Origin of the sequence: Exiguobacterium sp. s39, assembly GCF_018618925.1 — a bacterium.
Lineage (GTDB): Bacteria > Bacillota > Bacilli > Exiguobacteriales > Exiguobacteriaceae > Exiguobacterium_A > Exiguobacterium_A abrahamii.
Genome location: NZ_JACSNA010000001.1, coordinates 2,060,576 through 2,078,962, shown reverse-complemented (window position 1 = coordinate 2,078,962; position 18,387 = coordinate 2,060,576). Strand labels below are relative to the sequence as shown.

The 18,387-nt window shown below is 47.0% G+C and carries 16 protein-coding genes; 15 read left to right on the top strand and 1 reads right to left on the bottom strand.

The features are described from left to right. Positions 1–59: 59 nt before the first annotated feature. The 6 genes from KNQ11_RS10765 (at position 60) to KNQ11_RS10740 (ending at position 3,888) form a co-directional block, all read left to right on the top strand. Complete coding sequence (locus KNQ11_RS10765; RefSeq protein ID WP_029342717.1) at positions 60–356, top strand: DNA-directed RNA polymerase subunit beta; 297 nt, start codon at positions 60–62, stop codon at positions 354–356. A gap of 27 nt (positions 357–383) precedes the next feature. Next, positions 384–806 carry a 3-hydroxyacyl-ACP dehydratase FabZ gene (fabZ, locus tag KNQ11_RS10760; protein ID WP_029342716.1) on the top strand — a complete coding sequence of 141 codons (423 nt, stop codon included), beginning with the start codon at positions 384–386 and terminating at the stop codon, positions 804–806. 7 nt (positions 807–813) lie between these two features. After that, on the top strand, positions 814–1,236 hold the full coding sequence (locus KNQ11_RS10755; RefSeq protein WP_029342715.1) for a hypothetical protein: 423 nt from the start codon (positions 814–816) through the stop codon (positions 1,234–1,236). 96 nt (positions 1,237–1,332) lie between these two features. After that, complete coding sequence (locus KNQ11_RS10750) at positions 1,333–1,647, top strand: four-helix bundle copper-binding protein (RefSeq protein ID WP_214771627.1); 315 nt, start codon at positions 1,333–1,335, stop codon at positions 1,645–1,647. A gap of 135 nt (positions 1,648–1,782) precedes the next feature. After that, positions 1,783–3,351: an SdrD B-like domain-containing protein gene (locus KNQ11_RS10745; protein ID WP_214771625.1), complete on the top strand. Its 1,569-nt coding sequence runs from the start codon at positions 1,783–1,785 to the stop codon at positions 3,349–3,351. 111 nt (positions 3,352–3,462) lie between these two features. Continuing rightward, positions 3,463–3,888 carry a helix-turn-helix domain-containing protein gene (locus KNQ11_RS10740; protein WP_029342712.1) on the top strand — a complete coding sequence of 142 codons (426 nt, stop codon included), beginning with the start codon at positions 3,463–3,465 and terminating at the stop codon, positions 3,886–3,888. Between the two features lie 69 nt (positions 3,889–3,957). Here the strand turns inward: KNQ11_RS10740 and KNQ11_RS10735 are convergent, their stop codons facing one another. Beyond that, on the bottom strand, positions 3,958–4,209 hold the full coding sequence (locus KNQ11_RS10735; protein WP_230088487.1) for a hypothetical protein: 252 nt from the start codon (positions 4,207–4,209) through the stop codon (positions 3,958–3,960). A 111-nt stretch (positions 4,210–4,320) separates the two neighbouring features. Here KNQ11_RS10735 and KNQ11_RS10730 point away from each other — a divergent pair, with 111 nt between their 5' ends. From KNQ11_RS10730 to KNQ11_RS10690, 9 genes are all read left to right on the top strand, one after another. Further along, the gene (locus KNQ11_RS10730; protein WP_214771622.1) at positions 4,321–5,562 is read left to right on the top strand and encodes a UDP-glucose dehydrogenase family protein; all 1,242 of its coding nucleotides are present in this window, start codon (positions 4,321–4,323) and stop codon (positions 5,560–5,562) included. Positions 5,563–5,623: 61 nt separating this feature from the next. Then, positions 5,624–6,034 carry a hypothetical protein gene (locus tag KNQ11_RS10725; RefSeq protein WP_214771619.1) on the top strand — a complete coding sequence of 137 codons (411 nt, stop codon included), beginning with the start codon at positions 5,624–5,626 and terminating at the stop codon, positions 6,032–6,034. 500 nt (positions 6,035–6,534) lie between these two features. Next, complete coding sequence (locus KNQ11_RS10720) at positions 6,535–9,879, top strand: hypothetical protein (protein WP_214771617.1); 3,345 nt, start codon at positions 6,535–6,537, stop codon at positions 9,877–9,879. Between the two features lie 202 nt (positions 9,880–10,081). Then, complete coding sequence (locus tag KNQ11_RS10715; RefSeq protein ID WP_214771614.1) at positions 10,082–12,760, top strand: glycoside hydrolase family 70 protein; 2,679 nt, start codon at positions 10,082–10,084, stop codon at positions 12,758–12,760. Between the two features lie 123 nt (positions 12,761–12,883). After that, positions 12,884–14,458, top strand: a complete 1,575-nt coding sequence (locus tag KNQ11_RS10710) for a S8 family peptidase (RefSeq protein ID WP_214771612.1) — start codon at positions 12,884–12,886, stop codon at positions 14,456–14,458. 136 nt (positions 14,459–14,594) lie between these two features. Continuing rightward, complete coding sequence (locus KNQ11_RS10705) at positions 14,595–16,154, top strand: S8 family peptidase (protein ID WP_214724112.1); 1,560 nt, start codon at positions 14,595–14,597, stop codon at positions 16,152–16,154. Positions 16,155–16,171: 17 nt separating this feature from the next. Continuing rightward, positions 16,172–16,873: a hypothetical protein gene (locus tag KNQ11_RS10700; protein ID WP_214724110.1), complete on the top strand. Its 702-nt coding sequence runs from the start codon at positions 16,172–16,174 to the stop codon at positions 16,871–16,873. 96 nt (positions 16,874–16,969) lie between these two features. Further along, on the top strand, positions 16,970–17,620 hold the full coding sequence (locus KNQ11_RS10695) for a hypothetical protein (RefSeq protein ID WP_214771610.1): 651 nt from the start codon (positions 16,970–16,972) through the stop codon (positions 17,618–17,620). 44 nt (positions 17,621–17,664) lie between these two features. Beyond that, positions 17,665–18,363, top strand: a complete 699-nt coding sequence (locus KNQ11_RS10690; protein WP_214771607.1) for a hypothetical protein — start codon at positions 17,665–17,667, stop codon at positions 18,361–18,363. The last annotated feature ends 24 nt before the right edge of the window (positions 18,364–18,387 follow it).

The window sequence follows — 18,387 nt, the reverse complement described above, 5'->3', positions numbered from 1 at the left end:
AATACCAGGTACTAATATGCTATACTGTTCTCAGACTGAATCAATGAAAGGTGATCAAGATGGTACAAAACCAAACAGGCACGGATCAGCCAACGCGTGAACGCCTGAAGAAGAAGCAACAGGCTTCAAACCAGGAAACCGGCAATCCGGAGCACAAATCAGAGCGACGTCTTCGTGCATATTCGACACGCCGAGTTCCGATCATCGTACGTGTACTGATCGTTCTCGTTCTCATCGTCGTAGCACTGATCGTCGGCGCAATGGTGGGTTATGCGACGTTTGGTGGTGGCGAGGCAATGGATGTGTTAAAGCTCGACACATGGACCCGCATCACCGATTTTTGGATGAAATCTTAATTTAATCAGTGATGGGAGCTGTCGAATATGTATACGATCGAACAAATCAAGGAAGTCATTCCGCACCGGTATCCATTTTTACTCGTTGACCGCATTTTGGAAGTCGAAGAGGGAAAACGTGCCGTTGGTATCAAGAACGTCACGGCGAACGAAGAATTCTTCAATGGCCATTTCCCAGAATACAATGTCATGCCCGGCGTCTTGATTGTCGAAGCACTCGCCCAAGTCGGTGCCTTCGCCGTGCTAAAGATGGAAGAGAACCAAGGGAAGCTTGCCTTCTTCGCAGGAATTGAAGGATGCCGCTTCAAACGTCAAGTCGTGCCCGGGGATCAGCTCCGCCTCGAAGTCGAATTGACGAAGGTCCGCGGACCAATCGGTAAAGGTCGTGCCACAGCCACAGTCGATGGGGAAGTCGCCTGTGTCGCTGAACTGACGTTTGCTATGAAGTGAAGCGAACATGAAACGCTGGCTTCTCCCCCTCGCGATTTCCTTACTCGTCGTTCCTGGTTGTCAGCGCGCAGAACAAGCGAAGACCGCTTCCCCGACGGTCATCGTAGATCCCGTTAAGCGTGCAGGACAGACCGAGAACATTTCCGCTCAGGTCACTCTGACGGAAAATGACCGGATGCGTCTTGTTATCCGGACAGCGAATGACATTCGACTCGATGACCAACAGGTCGATATTCGGCTCGAAGTCGCCAATCAATCGATTCCGTTTCCGTTCGTCTCCTTCGAAGCGAAGAAGATGGGGGAAATCCGGACCTATACGTCCAATACGACGATTGAAAAAGAAGTCTTCGATGACCAACGTCTTCCGGTCCTCATCATTGATGCAGGAGCAGGGCGTGGGATCGAGATTCCGCTTGAAATCGTCAAATAAGACAGCATAGCGAGCTTCTAGCTCCATGTGCTGTCTTATTTTTGTTTGATTTCGGCTCGTCAGGGTACAAAAAACATATACAAAGGAGGAATCATTATGAATCACACGGTACAGCAACGACTGACAGATTGTATTCTTGCTTGTAATCATTGTTTTGATGCCTGTCTGAAGGAAGAACATGTCGGACATATGGCGAATTGTATTCGACTCGACCGGGATTGTGCGGATATCTGTAGCCTCTTGCTACAAGCAATCGCTCGAAACAGCTCGAATGTCGCGGTTCTTGCAAAGGCATGCCAGGAGATATGTGAAGCCTGTGCCGCTGAGTGTAGTAAACACGATCATGACCATTGCCAAGCGTGTGCGAAGGCGTGTACGGCATGTGCGCAAGCGTGTAGTCAGCTCGTCTAAGACCTTGTCTCTCGACAAGGCTTTTTTATTATAAAAAAATAGCAGGAATTCAAGATTTTTTCTGGTTATTTTTGGCGGATTTGTTTACTATTTAGGGAGGTAATATTAAATCACGATAGGAGCATACATACACTCATGAGAAAACTTAGCTTACTTTTGATGGCACTCGTCGTCGCGTTCGGACTGAAGTTACCGGTCTACGCAGAAACTGTCGAGTGGGACGTCACCGGGACGGGCACGGGTCCATATACGTTGACGTTTGAAGGCACAGGCATCGTTGATATCACGTCGGAGACGGCACTCGTCTTTGAAGATGGCGTGACAGGTGAAGACGTCAACATCGAAGAGACACCGGTCGTGACGTTCACGGCAGAGACGGCACCTGTCGTCAAGGTCGTCTCAGCAGATGGACAACGGACGATTCTTGTCCAGTTCGGTAAAGTTGTCACGCCAGAAGAGCCGAAGACAGAAGAACCAACTCCAGAGACACCAGTAACAGAAGAACCGGTTAAAGAAGATCCGGCAACGGATGAACCGACGACAGACGAACCGACACCGGAAGAGCCTGTGACGGAAGAACCGGTCAAGGAAGAGCCGACGACAGACGAGCCAGAGACAGGTGATGACGCGACACCGACACCAGTCGAGGTACCGACGACGGCAACGATCGAAGGAACGATCTGGTTCGATGAGAACGAAGACGGCATTCGCCAAGAGAAGGAAACACGTCTCGATGATGTCGTCGTCTATTTGATGGACCGGAATGAAGATGTCATCGATGAAGTATACACGAAGAATGGTCTATACAGCTTCAAGGATTTAAAACCAGGAACATATGAAGTCGAAGTCGACGGATATGACATGGGGTACTATTTCTATTCCGAGCAAAACGTTGGTGACGACCGGACGATCGACTCCGATGTCGATGAAGACTTTGGGATGAAGAAAGTCCGTCTCGTCGCAGGTCAGACGGAAGTGATCGACGCTGGGATTTACGGCGACGAAGAGCTCGACGGTGCGTTCGAGCATTGGTTAGCCGTTGTCAATTTCTTTGATGCAAACGGAAACCAACAGCCAGATTTTGATGAAGGAACACTTCCTGCGACGTATACGGTGACGGATGCGATCACAGGAAAGGACGTCTATCAGGAAAAGATCGCAAAAGATGATTTAATGATGCTCCAACTTGATCCGGGAACGTACACGATCAAGACGGAAGTCGCAGCGGGTTACACGGTCAAAGCGATGCATCACCTTGACATGGATGACTTGATGATGGATATGGACGAAGAGATGTATGAAGACTATGAGTCATTCGCTCAGCAAGCGAAAGCGATGAAACTGATGGCGAGCGATGAAGAAGCAATCTCGCCGGAAGAACAAGAGATGATTGATGAATTGTTGAAGTACTTCGAGCGAAAATCACCGGAAGCGGGTGTGACGATCGAAGACGGCAGCCTCGGTACGATTTTGCTCGCGGAAATCGCGAAAGCAGAACCGGTCGCAAAACCGACGCCAACACCAACGTCAACAGAAACATCTGTTCAGACAGTCGATTCGGCTGAAAAACAATCGAAACCTACGACAACGACAGCAACGGGCACATTACCACAAGCAGGTGAAGACAAGCCGTTCCCATATGCAGCAACGGGAGTAGGACTTGCTATCGTCGGCCTTTGGTTACTCGTTCGTCGGGGAGCATAACGATTAGAGACCTTCTATACGAGGGTCTCTTTTTTGATGTGTGTATACTTTGACACACACGCACACATGTGTGTATAGTAAAGGTACTACTAGAGGGAAAGAGGGATGACGATGTTAACGACAAAACAGATCAGTGAATTGTTACGTGTCTCAGAAGAAACGGTCCGTCGCTGGATTCGGACGGGCGAATTGCATGCCGAACAGGACGGAAAAGGGTATCTCGTCGATGAGTTGGCGCTGAAACGTCTCGTCGATGAGAAGTCGCAGATTCCAGGAACCGCGATGAACAAGATTCTCCCACTCATCCAAGATATGTTCGGACCGGAGGCGGCTCAGTTTGCGAAATCAAACTTGTTTGACCCACTCCGTCAATCGATGGAGCAAGCCCCTCCAAAGCCGGAAGCATCGAACGAGTCACTCGCAGAAGAACTCGATCGTCTAAAACGCAAAAAACGTCGTCTCGAACTTGAGCACGAACTGAAGTTGCTTGAGATTGAAGAGAAGATCGCAGCAATCGAACGGAAAGTTCAGTCCTGAACACGAAAAGCGATGTCCCCAATTGAGGAGACATCGCTTTTTTTCGTTCGACCATAAGAAAAACCCACTTCACGAGTCGGAAGGGGTTTTGTCGTTTGCTTGTTTCTTTTTACGGTACCAGTACCAGTAAGCAAGTCCCAGTCCAATTGGGATTGCAGCCAAGTACGGGTTAGCTTCGATGAAGCTGATCATCTCAAAGAGCGCGAACCATCCACTAATTAAACCGAGGATGAGTAAAATCGTCCGTAGTGCTTCGGGAAGCTTGCGGATCCGATACGCAATGAGACAGACGAGGCAAAAGATAATGATAGCCACGAGCATTCCTCCCATTCCCGTAATCCAGTATAGCGTATTCAGAAAGCTTTTTCGATGCACAAATCTTCTGCTCTCCCGTATAGTGGAGACAGAGAAACTATCGAAGGACGTGATGGAATGCAACTGACAGTGATTGGAACAGGATATGTCGGTCTCGTGACTGCAATTGGACTGGCGGAAAACGGACACCACGTAACGTGCGTTGACTTGAATGCTGAACGGATGGCGCAATTGACACGAGGGATCCCGCCGATTAAAGAAGAGGGGATCGAAGAAGCGCTAGTCGCGAATCAACAACGAATGACATTCACGACGGAATACCCAGTCGCAAAGACATATCTTGTCGCTGTCGGAACACCGGAGAAAGCGGACGGGAGTTGTGACTTGTCGGCAGTAGAAGCTGTCGTCGCTCATATTGAACGAATCGCACCAACTGCGGCTGTCATTATTAAATCGACAGTTCCACCTGGTACGACGATGCAACTAGCGATGCAGTATCCGACGCTACGCTTTGCGATGGTCCCTGAGTTTTTACGGGAGGGTACGGCTCTTGCTGATATGCGGAATCCTCATCGAGTCGTCATCGGAACCAACGATGACGATTTATCGCAAGAACTAGCGACATTATTTGCGACGACAGCACCTCTTGTTGCAGTCGACCCGACGACGGCTGAGTTAACGAAATATGCGGCGAATAGTTTTCTGGCAGTGAAAATCAGTTTTATCAATGAAATCGCGCGACTAGCGGATGCTGTTGGGGCTGACGTATCGGATGTTGCAAAAGGAATTGGTCTCGATCCACGGATTGGTTCCTCATTCTTGCGAGCTGGAGCCGGATACGGTGGATCATGTTTCCCGAAAGATATCGCAGCGCTTACGACGCTCGCTCGTGAACATGAGCAACAACTTCATGTCATTGAAGCAGCAGATAAAACGAATGAAGCTCAACTAGATTATGTCTTACAAAAAATCCAACCACGAACTGGGATGCGCGTGGCGCTACTCGGTCTCGCCTTTAAGCCAGGAACGGATGACTTACGAGACGCGCCAGCACTACGTCTCGCAACACGACTGGAGCAACTTGGCGTCAGTGTAACCGGCTATGATCCAGTTGCCCGGACGTTACTCGACCAAAAACAAACGGTAGAAGAAGCGCTGAAGGGTGCAGATGTCGCGGTCATCATGACGGAATGGGAAGAACTCCGCAATATTAAACCAGAGCAATTCGTTCGTCAGATGCGTCAACCACGTGTCGTTGATGGACGTAACTGTTGGTCATTCACGGATCAACCGGGAGATGTTCAATACGAAAGTATTGGAAGACCGGCTAAATCATTTTCGAACAATCGAACCGTTTGACCTGTCATGATAGGTGAGCCCCCCGCGGACTCACCTATTTTTGATGAAAAGGAGTAGACGCATGGTCATTGATTATTTCGCAGTCTTACCGAGTGGGAAAAAAGGCGCACTAGAGCCGCACTGTCTGACTCAAGGAACATGGTATCAGCGTATCAATGAGGAATTGTTTCGAGCCATCCATTATGGAGCCGGGATCATCCGAATCCGTGATAAAGGAGCGGAACTGCGGATTCCGATCGAGTTCGGATTCGGTTATGTCTTGCAGTACCTGCGTCAGTTCACGGAGGCAGAACGACAGGAAGGACGAAAACGTCATGTCTTGCAACGGCAGCTCGATTGGATTGGTCGCGGATTACCGATTGAACTCAAGCGACGTGGAGCGAAGATCGAAATGTGGGCCGATGATGTCCATCGCTTACACCGGGAATCGTTCCTCCGAGCAATCGAAAAAGCAGATCATTTCATCTCGTGAAATCGAAACTTTATTTTAGTAAAACGAAAATGAGACAAAAATATAATAAAATGTAAGCGTTTTCTTTAAAGGGGTGAATCCAAAATTTAATTTCCATGCACAGCCTATGTAAATATATTTTATTTTATTACTATTCACCTATTTTTTACAAAAAATCTATTGTAGCGTCTTTCCTAGTTTTGTATATTTGACCTGTAGCGTTTCTACCGATTCTCAAAAACGAAACGGTTGAACGTACGAATCTACAATCAGAAATGGCTTCTTGGAGCGATTTCGGCAGTTTCTTTAGTTCATCCCAATCGGATACATAATGGCTCACGAATGGATCGTCTTGATGATAGACGAAAAGTCGCACGTGAAACAGAACGTACTCCTCCTAAGACGACTAAAGAATTTTTTAACTGCTTTAAAGTAAAATATTTCTATATTTTACTTATATTGTAGATTTAAAATTGGGGTTTTCGCTTTTGATTTGTTAGAAAAGAGGAGGAATAGTAAACATGGGTTATTCGAAGAAAACGAACAAATTGTACGCTGCTGCAGCTGCGCTCGCAGTCACGGCGTCTGTCGTAGCACCGGTTGCTGCTGATGCAGCATCGAAGGTCTCGGTTAAATACATCTCTCCAATCTTGATGAAGCACGCTGGTGGTTCGAAATATGCAGTCAAGAAATTGACGCTTCCGACGAAAGTCAAAGTCAAACTTTCAAACGGCAAGTACGAAATGCGCTCAGTCAAATGGAGCGGTTCTGTCAAATTCGAAAAGAAATACATCAACAAATACCAAGTCCTTTACGGTAAGGTAGCAGGTACGACAAAGAAAGCTGTTCTTAAAGTCGAACTTCAAAACTACCCAGTTGATGTCCTCGAACCAGTCCTCGAGCCGGTCGCTGTTGGCGGAAAAGTTCAATTGCCAAGCACGATCAGCATCCAGTACAAATCAGGTATCATCGTTAAACGCCCAATCAGCAAGTTCAATCTCAAAACTCCATCGACTTCAAAAGCAGGAAAATATAAACTGGCTTACTCGTACAAAGGTGCTAACTCTGTCGTAACAGGTTACATCAACTACGAAGTCAAGGCAGCAAGCATCTCGAACGTCATGGGAAGCGTCGATGATCAGATGCTTTCAGTCAAAGCAGATGTCATGTACCCAGCAGTGGGCGCAGCGGCAGAACTCTTAATCTACCCAGGTAAAGACTTATCAACGACGCCAATCGTTGCAAAAGGAACGCTCTCGAAAGGGAAGTTCATGGCGTCGCAAGGTGGCATTCCAGAAGGAACGCACAGCTACGTCGTCAAAGTCGGCGATGTCAAATCAGCTCCGATGGACTTCACGATCGCAAACACGGTCCTCGCTTCAGCGAAAGCAATCGGCAAAGAGAAAGTCGAAGTTTCATTCTCGCGTGCCGTTGACTCTGTATCAGCAGACAACTTTAAAATCGCAGGTGCGACAGTCAAGTCAGCGACACTTAGCGCAGACAAGAAGTCAGCAGTTCTTGAAGTCGAAGGACTCGAGTACGGCATGGACTACTCAGTTGACGCAAAAGGCATCTTGATTGGTGGCGTTGCGAAAGACCTCGGTTCACTCAGCTTCATGACGCAAAGCGTCGAAAACATCTGGATGCTTGAAGTGACACCAAAAGCGTCTTCGATCCTTGCAAACGGATCAGACAACACGGAAGTCACATTCCAGTTGAAAAACAAAGCAACAGGTGAAGTCGATACGAAAGCAGACGATATCGTCTTGAAATTATCGACATCATTCGGTTCACTCGCGAAAGAACGCGTCACGATTCAAGATGGTAAAGCGACGGTTCTCTTGACGTCTGAGTTCAGCAACACAGACATCGAAGCAACAATCGACGCGCAAATCATCGAAACAGTCAACGGTGAGTACAAAGACTTGATCGGTAAGATCGATGGACAAGCGAAAGTCAAGTTCAGCACGGTCATGGTTACGCCAGCACCAGTTGAATTGATCAACGTCCTTGCAGCGGAATCGAACCAAGCGGATCGTGTGACGATCTTCCTCGATAAAGCGGTCTCACGTGATCTTCTCTTGAAATCGTTCGGTCTCGATAAGAAATTACCGACTGTTGACGAGAGCGAATACCTCGCAAACGACAACATCCAAATCGAGCAGTTCGACGGTTCGAAACGTGTTATCGGTATCAAATCGATTCCTTCGAATCCAAAAGCATTCGAATTGATCCTTGATAAAGAAACACCACTCCAAGACAACGCAACTGTTAAAGTACTTGCGAAAATCACAAGTAGCACGGATACAGAAGTGAAGTCAAAAGCAAGCTTCAAGTTGACGGATGCACGTCAGCCAGAAGTCACTTCGGTCAAATCAGTCGGTCTGAACCAACTTGAAGTGAAATTCTCTGAAGCGATCGCAGACGCGAAGTTCAAAATCGATGGTCAATACGGCGAGAAGTACTTCAAAGTCGAATACCTCGGATTTGATAACAAAACAGGCGTCGATCGCCGTGATACAGTCATCATCACGTTGAACGATGAGCAGATGATGATGGGTGCAAAAGCAGAAGAAGCTTACCCAGGACCGAAGAAAGGCTACTTCACGCCTGGTAAACACTCACTCCAGATCTGGAACGCGATGGACTTCGCAGCCCTTTCGGATGAGTCGAACATCGGAACGACACAAAACCTCGACTTCACAGTCGCTGCTGATACAGTCAAGCCGACAGCTGGTGTCGTTGTTGAGTCGCCAGAACAGTTCCGTATCATGTTCAGCAAACAGCTGAAAGGTCTTGATCTTGATGCGGTCAAAGCATTGCTTGCTTCGAAGAAGTTGAAACTCGAGCGTTACAACTCGAACACGAAGTTGTACGAAGACTTCAGCCAGTATGCTGATGTCACGTACTACGATGAAGAGACAGGCGAAGTTCTCCTCGAACTCAATAAGGACTGGACGGAAATCTACGATACAGTCAACACGAAAGAGAACTACTACAACGATAAGTTCAAACTTTCGCTCGCAAAAGATTCTGTCAAAGCAGAAGCAAACGGCGAGAAAAACGACGCGTTGTCGCTTGATCTCAACTATGCTGGTTCACCGCTCAACTCTCCAGATCTGAAGAGTGCGGAAATCACGACGATTGACCGTTACCTCTTGACGAACGACTTCACAGTCATGATGAGCGAGCCGGTTAAACTTCGTGGTCTTGATCAGTCGGATACACCACTCATCAACGCAGAAGGTACAGTACTTCCGCCAAAAACAACAGTTGAGTTCATCGGTAAAGATAAAAACGGTAAAACCGTTACGATCGATGGATCAGTCGTTGGTTACACGGATAGCTCAGATATGAACTTCCGCGTCGCTGCGAATGATAACCTTCAGTATCTCGTCGACAAAGAAGGATACGGCGAAGAGTGGAAAGTCGTCGTCAAGTCACTCTCTGACGATGTCGGAAACACTGTCGCTACAGCGACACACGACTTCAAAGTTTCGAAAACGCCAGTCACACCAGTGGCTTCACCATTCGAAATCGCTAAAGTCACAGCTAACGCAAAAGATGAAAAAGACGTCATCCGTATCAAGTTCTCTGAAGGTGTTCAATACACTGGAATGTACGATGCAACGAACACTGCACAGTACACGTTGAACGGAAAAAATCTCCCAGTCGGCACAAGCATCTCGCTTGCAGATTCGGATGATGATATCACGAACGGTCTCGACATCGTTAAGATCAAAGTTCCAGAAGGGACACTTAAAACATTGTCGAACGTCATCACGGTCAACAAAGAGCTTCAGTCGTATGACAACTCTGTCTTGACTGGTGGTTACGAGAAAGCAGTTCTTCTCGGACTGAACTAAGAAATGCGAACCTCTTCCTACTTCGGTAGGAGGAGGTTTTTTCGAGGTATTAGCGCAATCGATTGCATTTTAAAAAACCTATTTACTTATTTTAAAAAAACGGGCGTATATTCATCATTATAAAATGTTAAATTATGTGATGTTATTTGGAAATTCAGGTATAAATATTTAAAAACATACAGAGATAAAGGAGATTTAATCCATGAGCAAAACAACAAAAGTATCTGCTGGGTTGTTAGCAGCAGTCGTCGCGACAAGTGGGCTCACATACGCATCCGAACGTGCCCAAGCATTCACAGCAGGTGAAAAACTCGACAACCGTGTCATTTTCCAAAGCTTTAGCCTTTTCCAACCGTATGAAAGTAACATGTACCGGACGCTTGCGAAAAAAGGAGATTTACTGAACGCGTGGGGCGTGACAGATGTCTGGCTTCCACCAGCGTATCGTTCATTTGATATGGCTCGTTATTTAGAAGGATATGCGATTGCCGATCGATATGACCTCGGTGAATTCCCGCAAGGACCGGGTGGTACGATTCCGACAAAGTACGGAAAAGCCTCACAACTCGAGATGATGGTCGATATGTTGCATGACGATAACATCAAAGTCCAAATGGATCTCGTACCGAACCAAATGCTTGGTCTAAGTCAACGGGAAGCGGTTTACGTTCGTCGTGCGACAGGTTCAGGTAAACCGTTCGCGAATCCATTCACAGGTGGCGAAACGACGAAGACCCTTGCGACTCCTTACCTCGCTTACACAAAAGGTGGCGGTATGGGGCAAGCGAAATATGGCTACATCAAAGAATGGAACAAATCATATCTCAACGGAACCTCTCTTCAAGGGCAGGGGCTTGGACGGATCATGACAGACCAAGACGGGAAAGCATATCGTTTCTTTGGTGTCGATCACGCAGACAACTATTTACCAGAATGGTTGCTTGAAGCGGCAAAAACGGGACATATCAACACGGTCGATTCATATCTTGCGACAGATGGCTGGTATGAAGTATCGCCAGATAACTGGAAGCCAATGTTGACGCAGTATACAAAAGATACAGGCTACCTTCCGTTCATGCTCAAGAATGGCTTTGCATCAAAAGAAGTATTGTTAGCATCTGGGGATAATGGAAAAATTGCAGATTTAACAAATCAATACATGAGTACAAAAGCGGAGTATGGTTACGGTTCGGAAGAACGTTCGTTCCAAAACGATAACTCAGGAATCGATACAGAAGATCAGTTCCTCTTCGTCGATGAAAAGGGAACGCCGACGCAGACGATCAACAACACGATGGCAAGAAATGATGAATTCCTAGTCGGCGTTGACCTCGCGAACTCGAACCCGGAAGTCATCAAGGAGCAGAAAAACTGGATGAAGTGGATGCTTGAAACGTATAAGTTCGACGGATTCCGAATTGATGCGGCGTCGCACTATGATACAGCGATTCTCAAAGCAGAAGCGGAAATTTCGAAAGCGCATTTCGGAAAACAAGATTACTTGAGCTATATTGAAAGCTATAAAGCATCTCAACGTTCATACATGAAAGCAAACAACAACGAACAACTCATCATGGACTCTGATTTGTACTTCACATTACGTTCGGCACTAAAAGCTTCGCAAAAACGTCCACTTCGTGATCTTACGAAACTTTCAGTCGTAGACCGTGAAGGTTATGGAGCGACGGATGTTCAACCGAACTGGTCGTTCGTCAATAACCATGACCAAGAGAAAAACCGCGTCAACCAAATCATGCTCGATATGTTTGGCATCAAGGCTGGTGCTCAATACAGTAAAACGGATCAGCCGAAGTCGTTTGAGAAGCTGTACACGAAAGAAAAAGAAGCAGAAGCATTGGCAATCTACAACAAAGAGCTTGCTAGTCCGACAAAGAAATACTCGACGGAAAACATCGTCGCGCAATACGCGTTCCTTCTTTCGAACAAAAACACGGTGCCAACGGTCTACTACGGTGATCTCTACCAGACGGATGCATCGTACATGTCGAAAACGACACCGTACTATGATGAAATCACGAATCTCCTAAAAGTCCGTAAACAGTATGCGTATGGTAAACAACACGTTGCGTACCACACGTCGAACACGTCAAAAGAAGCGGGTAAAGACTTGATCTCAAGCGTCCGTTTCGGAAAAGACCGCAACACAGGTGTCGCGACAGTCATCGGGAAAAACGCAGCGCTTGATACGACAGTTCAAGTCAACATGGGTAAAACACACGCGAACCAAGTCTTCGTCGATGCTAGTGGCGTCACGAACACGAAACTCGTCACAGATAAGAACGGTATCTTGACGGTTCCAGTCAAAGGCATCAAAACAGCTGAAGTCAACGGTTACGTCGGCGTCTTCGTTCCACAAGCAACAAAGGCACCAGTCGCAACGACCAAAGCCGGTGCAGTTTATCAAGGAAAAGCACTCGACTTGAAAACGACAGTCGCGAACACGACATCAGCAGTTGCGTCAACACGCTACCGTGTCCTTGATACGAAAAAAGCGACAGTTGATTCAAAAGGTCGCCTGACAGGTAAAGCAACAGGTAAGACGACGGTTGAAGCAACAGTTACGTTAAAAGACGGTTTTGTCTTGAAAACAGTTTTACCGATCGAAACAAAAGCAAACAGCGTCACGCTGAAAGCAACAAAAGCAACACTCAAGAAGAACCAGACGACACGTATCGCGTATACGTCAGCAACGGATAAGATCAAATCTGTTCAGTATACATCAGCAAACAAAAAAGTCGCGCAAGTCTCGTCACGTGGTAACGTAAAAGGAATCAAAGCAGGTAAGACGACGATCCGTGTCACATACACGACAGTAGGAAACTACAAAGTCGTCAAAACATTCACAGTCACAGTCAAGTAATATTAGACATCACTCTCCCTGCGAGAGTGATGTTTTTTTGATTCACATCAATGTTTTACTATATTCCACATAATTCCATCTAATCCGGGTATTAGTAAGAAAGACCTAGAGGGAGGAACAATGATGCGAACATGGATAGCAGGGAGCTTAGCACTTGGTTTGATCTGTAGTACGGTACCAGTCAATGCGTTTGAAAAGCAGGAAACGATTCGTCCGGCAACACTAATGAAGGCAAAGGAAGTCCCCACGTTTTCGAAACAAGCCGGCAGCGCCTTAACAGGTCGCTTTGACTCGGATGGATTTGCGGTCTGGTATTTTGATGCGAAGAATTTTGTCGCAAAAGGAACGCACTTTGAGTTCGAGCTCGACTACGATACGTACGGAACGATGTTCGCCAGTAAAGCGGACGCGGAAGCAGGTCGCGTCTACAACCGCTACTATCAAGTTACGGGTGATACACTCTACTTCCCACTCAGTTGGAGCGGACGCCAATACTTAGTTCTCGAAGGCTATCCGGGCGATCGTTATTCTGTTCCTGCCTACATCTCACGTTACGAACCGATCGAGGAATCGATGACAGCTGCCGTCAAAGCAGTCAAACCAGCGTTACTTGTTCAGACACGTCCTGGTGCAATGCGGGCGCAATCGTTCGGTGCCTCAAAAGTCGAACCACTAGCGTCTGAGCTTCGCATCGAACGACTCGTCTATAATTCCTATGCTGACGCTGAAGCAGCGAAGAAAAAGTTCGAGCGATCGAATAGCGTTGCGTTCGCAGAGTTCGACGCACCGATCCAAGCCTTCAGTATCGACGCCTATCAAAAACATCAGTGGTCGCTGCAGAACACGGGACAAAAGAAGGGACTGAAGGGAGCAGACATCGGCTTCGTCGCCATGCAAAAACGCATCAAAGGCAAGAAGCTGTCTGCAACGAAAGTCGCAGTCCTCGACTCCGGCATCAATCCAACGTATGCCGACTTCGCTGGTAAAGTCCGGATGGATCTCGGCTATGATTTCATCAATGGCGATAAGACAGCCTGGGATGATAACGGACACGGTTCACACGTCGCCGGGATCATTGCAGCAGGTGGAAATAATACGTACGGGATGACCGGTATCAATCCGATGACGACGTTGATTCCAATTAAGGTGCTCGATGAGTCAGGGGCTGGTTCGGTCTCGGGACTCGTCAAAGGCATCCAGCATGCGACAAAACAAGGTACCCGAGTCATCAATATGAGTCTCGGTGGTAGTTCTTCTTCGAAATCGATCGAGTCGGCATTAGCCGCAGCGGTCAAGAAGAACATCCTGATCGTCGCTGCTTCCGGGAACGAAGGACGCGGAACGGTCGCATATCCGGCCCGTTCGAAATATGTCTTGTCGGTCGGTGCAACCGGACGAAAGGATACAAAAGCGTCGTTCTCGAATTATGGAACGGGTCTAGACCTCGTCGCTCCCGGCGTCTCGATTCCAAGCTACCTCGCAGATGGAGAGTTGTTATATGGAAGTGGGACTTCGATGGCGACGCCACACGTCGCAGGTGTCGCGAGTCTTATGATCAGTCTGAAGCCTTCTTTGAAGGCAGGTAGTGTGGAAAGTATCCTCAAGAAATCAGCGAAGGATCTCGGTAAAAAAGGCTATGATACGAGTTATGGTGCCGGTCGTTTGAATGCCGATAACGCCGTCAAACTGATCCCTTAATGCAGTCAAGAAGTCCTGTGCGAACAGGGCTTCTTTTTTTCAGTCAATTCATTGATTGATAGAGGTAAAAAGAACTAGGAAAATCAATTTTTTCCATTATAATGAAAAAGGATACAACGATAAGGAGTGAAATCAAATGAAAAAGGTCATCGTCAGTGCTCTCCTCGTGAGTGCATTTGGTACATATACATGGGATACGACAGAGGCAGCGACAACGGCGAAAAAAGTCCCAGCCATCGAAGCCAAAACGAAAAAAGGCTACATCAAAGGAACGTTCGATGCGAGCGGGAAAGCCTTGTTCTATTTTGATACGAAGACGTATCTGTCAGGTGGAACACACTTGAAGTTCGCCTTTGACGCTTCCAAAAAAGCGACCGTTTATACGTCGCAGACGGAATACAAACAAAAAGATCCATATGCGCGGTATGCGAATAGTAAAAAGACACTCTTTTTCCCACTGACATGGAGTGGACGACAATACATCGAAGTGACGGGAACGAAGAATAAAGCATTTACGATTCCCTATAAACTCGAACGCCTCGAACCCATTCGCGAATACGCGACAAAATCAACGACAACCGGACAAGCGACGAGTCTCGTCGTCCGTCTGAACGGGGCGACGAAAGCAAGTACGTTGTCACAGACGTCACGGGCTACTGATCACGAAACGATTGACAGTACGCTACGGCTCGAGAAGTTCTCCTACAACAGCTTCATCCAAGCGATGGCAGCTAAACGGCAACTCGAAAAAATGAAGGGCGTGCGTTACGTCGAACTCGATCAACCGATGAAGTTACTCAGCACCGATCCGTTCCAGTCCGTCCAGTGGGCATTAAAAAACACCGGACAACGCGGAGGCGTCAAAGGAGCGGACATCGGTTATCACGCGATGGTCAAGCGGATTGCCAACAAGTCACGTTCAACCGTTCGTGTGGCAGTCGTCGATACGGGGATCAATCCGACCTATGCGGATTTCGCCGGACGCGTCCGGATGGATCTCGGATATGATTTTGTTCATAAACGTCAACTTGCTTACGATGATCACGGGCACGGAACACACGTTGCCGGTGTCATTGCTGCAACATCAAACAATGGGTATGGGATGACGGGGATCAACGATCGAGTAAGCATCATTCCGATCAAGGTCATCTCGCGCAATAACTATGCGTCGAACTCGAATATCGCTAAAGGTATTCTGTTCGCTGTAAAACAAAAAGCAAAAGTCATCAACTTGAGTCTTGGTGGTGGCGGTGTTTCCTTAGCGATTGAAGATGCGCTAGCGGAAGCACGCAAGAAAGGAATCTTCGTTGCAGCAGCAACCGGCAATGAAGGCGCGTCGAAACTGTCCTATCCGGCACGCTCGAAATATGCGTTCTCAGTCGGGGCGACGAACCGATTCGATAAACGAGCGTCGTTCTCGAACTACGGCGAAGGACTCGATCTCGTCGCACCAGGGCAAGATATCGCGAGTTATTTACAAGACGGCGAATCGATCTTTTGGAGTGGCACATCGATGGCGACACCGCATGTCGCCGGCGTCGCGAGTGTCCTCTATAGCTTAAAGCCAAGTATCAAAGTGATGGACGTCGAATCGATTCTTCGTAAGTCAGCGAAGGACCTCGGCAAAAAAGGCCGTGACACGACGTACGGGTATGGTCGCTTGAATGCTGATCGTGCCGTCCAACTCGTGAAATAAGGAAAGTAGGTTAAACGATGAAACGTATCTTATGTGTCTTTCTGATTGGTGTCCTCTGTATAAGCGGGACACTCGAAGGACAGGCAGCGTCAAAAGAAGAACAGCAAACATTAAACGATTATCGGAAGTTGAAGTTCGGACTGACACTGACGCAAATCGCAAAAGTCGTCTACGGTTCATCATACAAGGAACATCTAACACAAAAGAATGGTGCAACGGTCTTGAAACAAAAAGCGAATTGGGCGAAGCAGGATAAAGGATATCGGTCCCGGTCGTATTCATTCGTGGATCAGTCGAAGACCCTTCCGAGTCGGACGACACTTGAGTTCTATACGAAGAAAAATGGAAAAACGTATTATCTCGCTCAAAAAGCGATTCAATTTTTAGCGGATACGAATACGGGACTTCGGGAGAGCACGCGGACACTGAAGCATGTGACGTATGTTCAGGGAGATGAGACAGAAGAAGAGCTCGACGCACTGTTGTCAGGAAAAGGATTAGGTCAGGTTGGAATGCGCTGGTCATGGGACTTTACATCCGTCCAGACGAAACAGGAACGGAAAGCGTATAAGTATAAGGGACGGATCAAGATTTATATCTTCCAAAGCTCTAATCCAAAGAAGCAAATCGATATGACGATGAAGTTTGATGATCAGCAGAAGCAATATAAGGTCAACAACTATAGACTCATTCCGATTGAAGCTCCTAAAACAAAATAAGCAGACAATCATGTCTAACAGTCATCATGAAGGAACAATTAGAAGGGGAAAATAGAAATGAAAGTACTAGCAAAACTGATGGTTTTCGTAATCATAGTGATGTCAATTTTTGCTCCAACTACAGCATCGGCAGCATCCAAAGAAGCACTACAGATCAAACAAGAGTACAAAGCACTTAAGTTCGGTATGACGCTAACGGAAGTCGCAAAGACGTTATACGGAAAAGAGTACCGGAAATACATCAAGAAACAAAATGGTAGCGTCGTCTTTACGAAAAAACCGGGAACGACCGATAACGAACAAGGGTATCGGTCCCTCGGATACGTACTTGATCGCCCCTCTAAAAACCTTCCAACGACAACGCTTCTTGAATTTAGTACGAAACAGCACCAGAAGACATATTATCTGACACAAAAAGCGCTGTACTATCAAGCCGATACGGAAAACGGGTTGTATGAAAATAGCCGGACACTCATGAAGTCAGCGTCATTACGCCACGGGATGACGGAGAAACAACTCGACCAACTGGTGTCCGGCAAAAAGCTTGGACAGGTGTCAATGTATTTTAGTTGGAACGTTTCGTCCGTTTTCAAAGAAAGTCCGATGAAAACGGGGCGCTACAAAATCTATCAATTCCATCGACCACATTCGAAAAAGATGCAGGTCGTCACCTTGTCCTATAACAAGCAGAAAAAGCGATATGAGGTTGATACAGAAATCGGGATTTCATTGAAATACGAAAAATGAATAAGGATGATTCATGGAGTCATCGAGGAGAGTAGGAAACAGATATGAAACGCATCATGATATGGTCACTCTGTTTAGTACTGTTGCTTGGTCTGTTTGTTCCAGGAACAGTATCCGCAGCAACAAAAGCAGAAACGCTTGCGACGTCACAGTACAAAGGCTTGAAAAATGGAATGACGATGGAACAAGTCGCGCAAGTCCTGTATGGCAAGTCGTATCAGAAACACCTGAAGAAAAGAAACGGATCGACTGTTCTTAAACTTCCAATCAACTTCGAAGGAGACGAAGAAGGACATAAACAATTGATCCATGTCCTCTCCGATTCGGCAACACCCCATCTCCCGACTGAACTGGTCTTACAATTCATGACGAAAGAGAAGAGTGCGAAGTATCGCTTGGTGACGAAAGCCTTGTTCATCGAACGGAAGACGAAGACAGGATATCGTGAAAGCACACGGACGCTCGTCAAAGGTGCCGTACTCCAGAACGGGATGACGGAAAAAGAGCTGGATGCGAAATTGACGGGGAAAGGTCTTGGTAACTGGACGATGCTCGGTCATATGGATACAGCGTCTGCTTATACGCTGGACGAACAAAAAAGAGGATTTGCTGAAGTGTCTCGGATCAAAGAATATGTCTTTAGATCGACGACGAACAAGTGGAAACATGTCGAACTGACGTATAGCGAACAAAAAAGAACCTACCAGGTCAGTGATATTCGGACGATTAAGACAAAAAACTAAAGCACGTGCAACAGAAAGTGAGTG

Coding starts and splice junctions, on each gene's coding strand:
- KNQ11_RS10710 (WP_214771612.1), top strand. CDS start 12,884: ATGCGAACATGGATAGCAGGGAGCTTAGCACTTGGTTTGATCTGTAGT.
- KNQ11_RS10765 (WP_029342717.1), top strand. CDS start 60: ATGGTACAAAACCAAACAGGCACGGATCAGCCAACGCGTGAACGCCTG.
- fabZ (WP_029342716.1), top strand. CDS start 384: ATGTATACGATCGAACAAATCAAGGAAGTCATTCCGCACCGGTATCCA.
- KNQ11_RS10720 (WP_214771617.1), top strand. CDS start 6,535: ATGGGTTATTCGAAGAAAACGAACAAATTGTACGCTGCTGCAGCTGCG.
- KNQ11_RS10730 (WP_214771622.1), top strand. CDS start 4,321: ATGCAACTGACAGTGATTGGAACAGGATATGTCGGTCTCGTGACTGCA.
- KNQ11_RS10750 (WP_214771627.1), top strand. CDS start 1,333: ATGAATCACACGGTACAGCAACGACTGACAGATTGTATTCTTGCTTGT.
- KNQ11_RS10740 (WP_029342712.1), top strand. CDS start 3,463: ATGTTAACGACAAAACAGATCAGTGAATTGTTACGTGTCTCAGAAGAA.
- KNQ11_RS10715 (WP_214771614.1), top strand. CDS start 10,082: ATGAGCAAAACAACAAAAGTATCTGCTGGGTTGTTAGCAGCAGTCGTC.
- KNQ11_RS10735 (WP_230088487.1), bottom strand. CDS start 4,209: ATGCTCGTGGCTATCATTATCTTTTGCCTCGTCTGTCTCATTGCGTAT.
- KNQ11_RS10725 (WP_214771619.1), top strand. CDS start 5,624: ATGGTCATTGATTATTTCGCAGTCTTACCGAGTGGGAAAAAAGGCGCA.
- KNQ11_RS10745 (WP_214771625.1), top strand. CDS start 1,783: ATGAGAAAACTTAGCTTACTTTTGATGGCACTCGTCGTCGCGTTCGGA.
- KNQ11_RS10690 (WP_214771607.1), top strand. CDS start 17,665: ATGAAACGCATCATGATATGGTCACTCTGTTTAGTACTGTTGCTTGGT.
- KNQ11_RS10705 (WP_214724112.1), top strand. CDS start 14,595: ATGAAAAAGGTCATCGTCAGTGCTCTCCTCGTGAGTGCATTTGGTACA.
- KNQ11_RS10755 (WP_029342715.1), top strand. CDS start 814: ATGAAACGCTGGCTTCTCCCCCTCGCGATTTCCTTACTCGTCGTTCCT.
- KNQ11_RS10700 (WP_214724110.1), top strand. CDS start 16,172: ATGAAACGTATCTTATGTGTCTTTCTGATTGGTGTCCTCTGTATAAGC.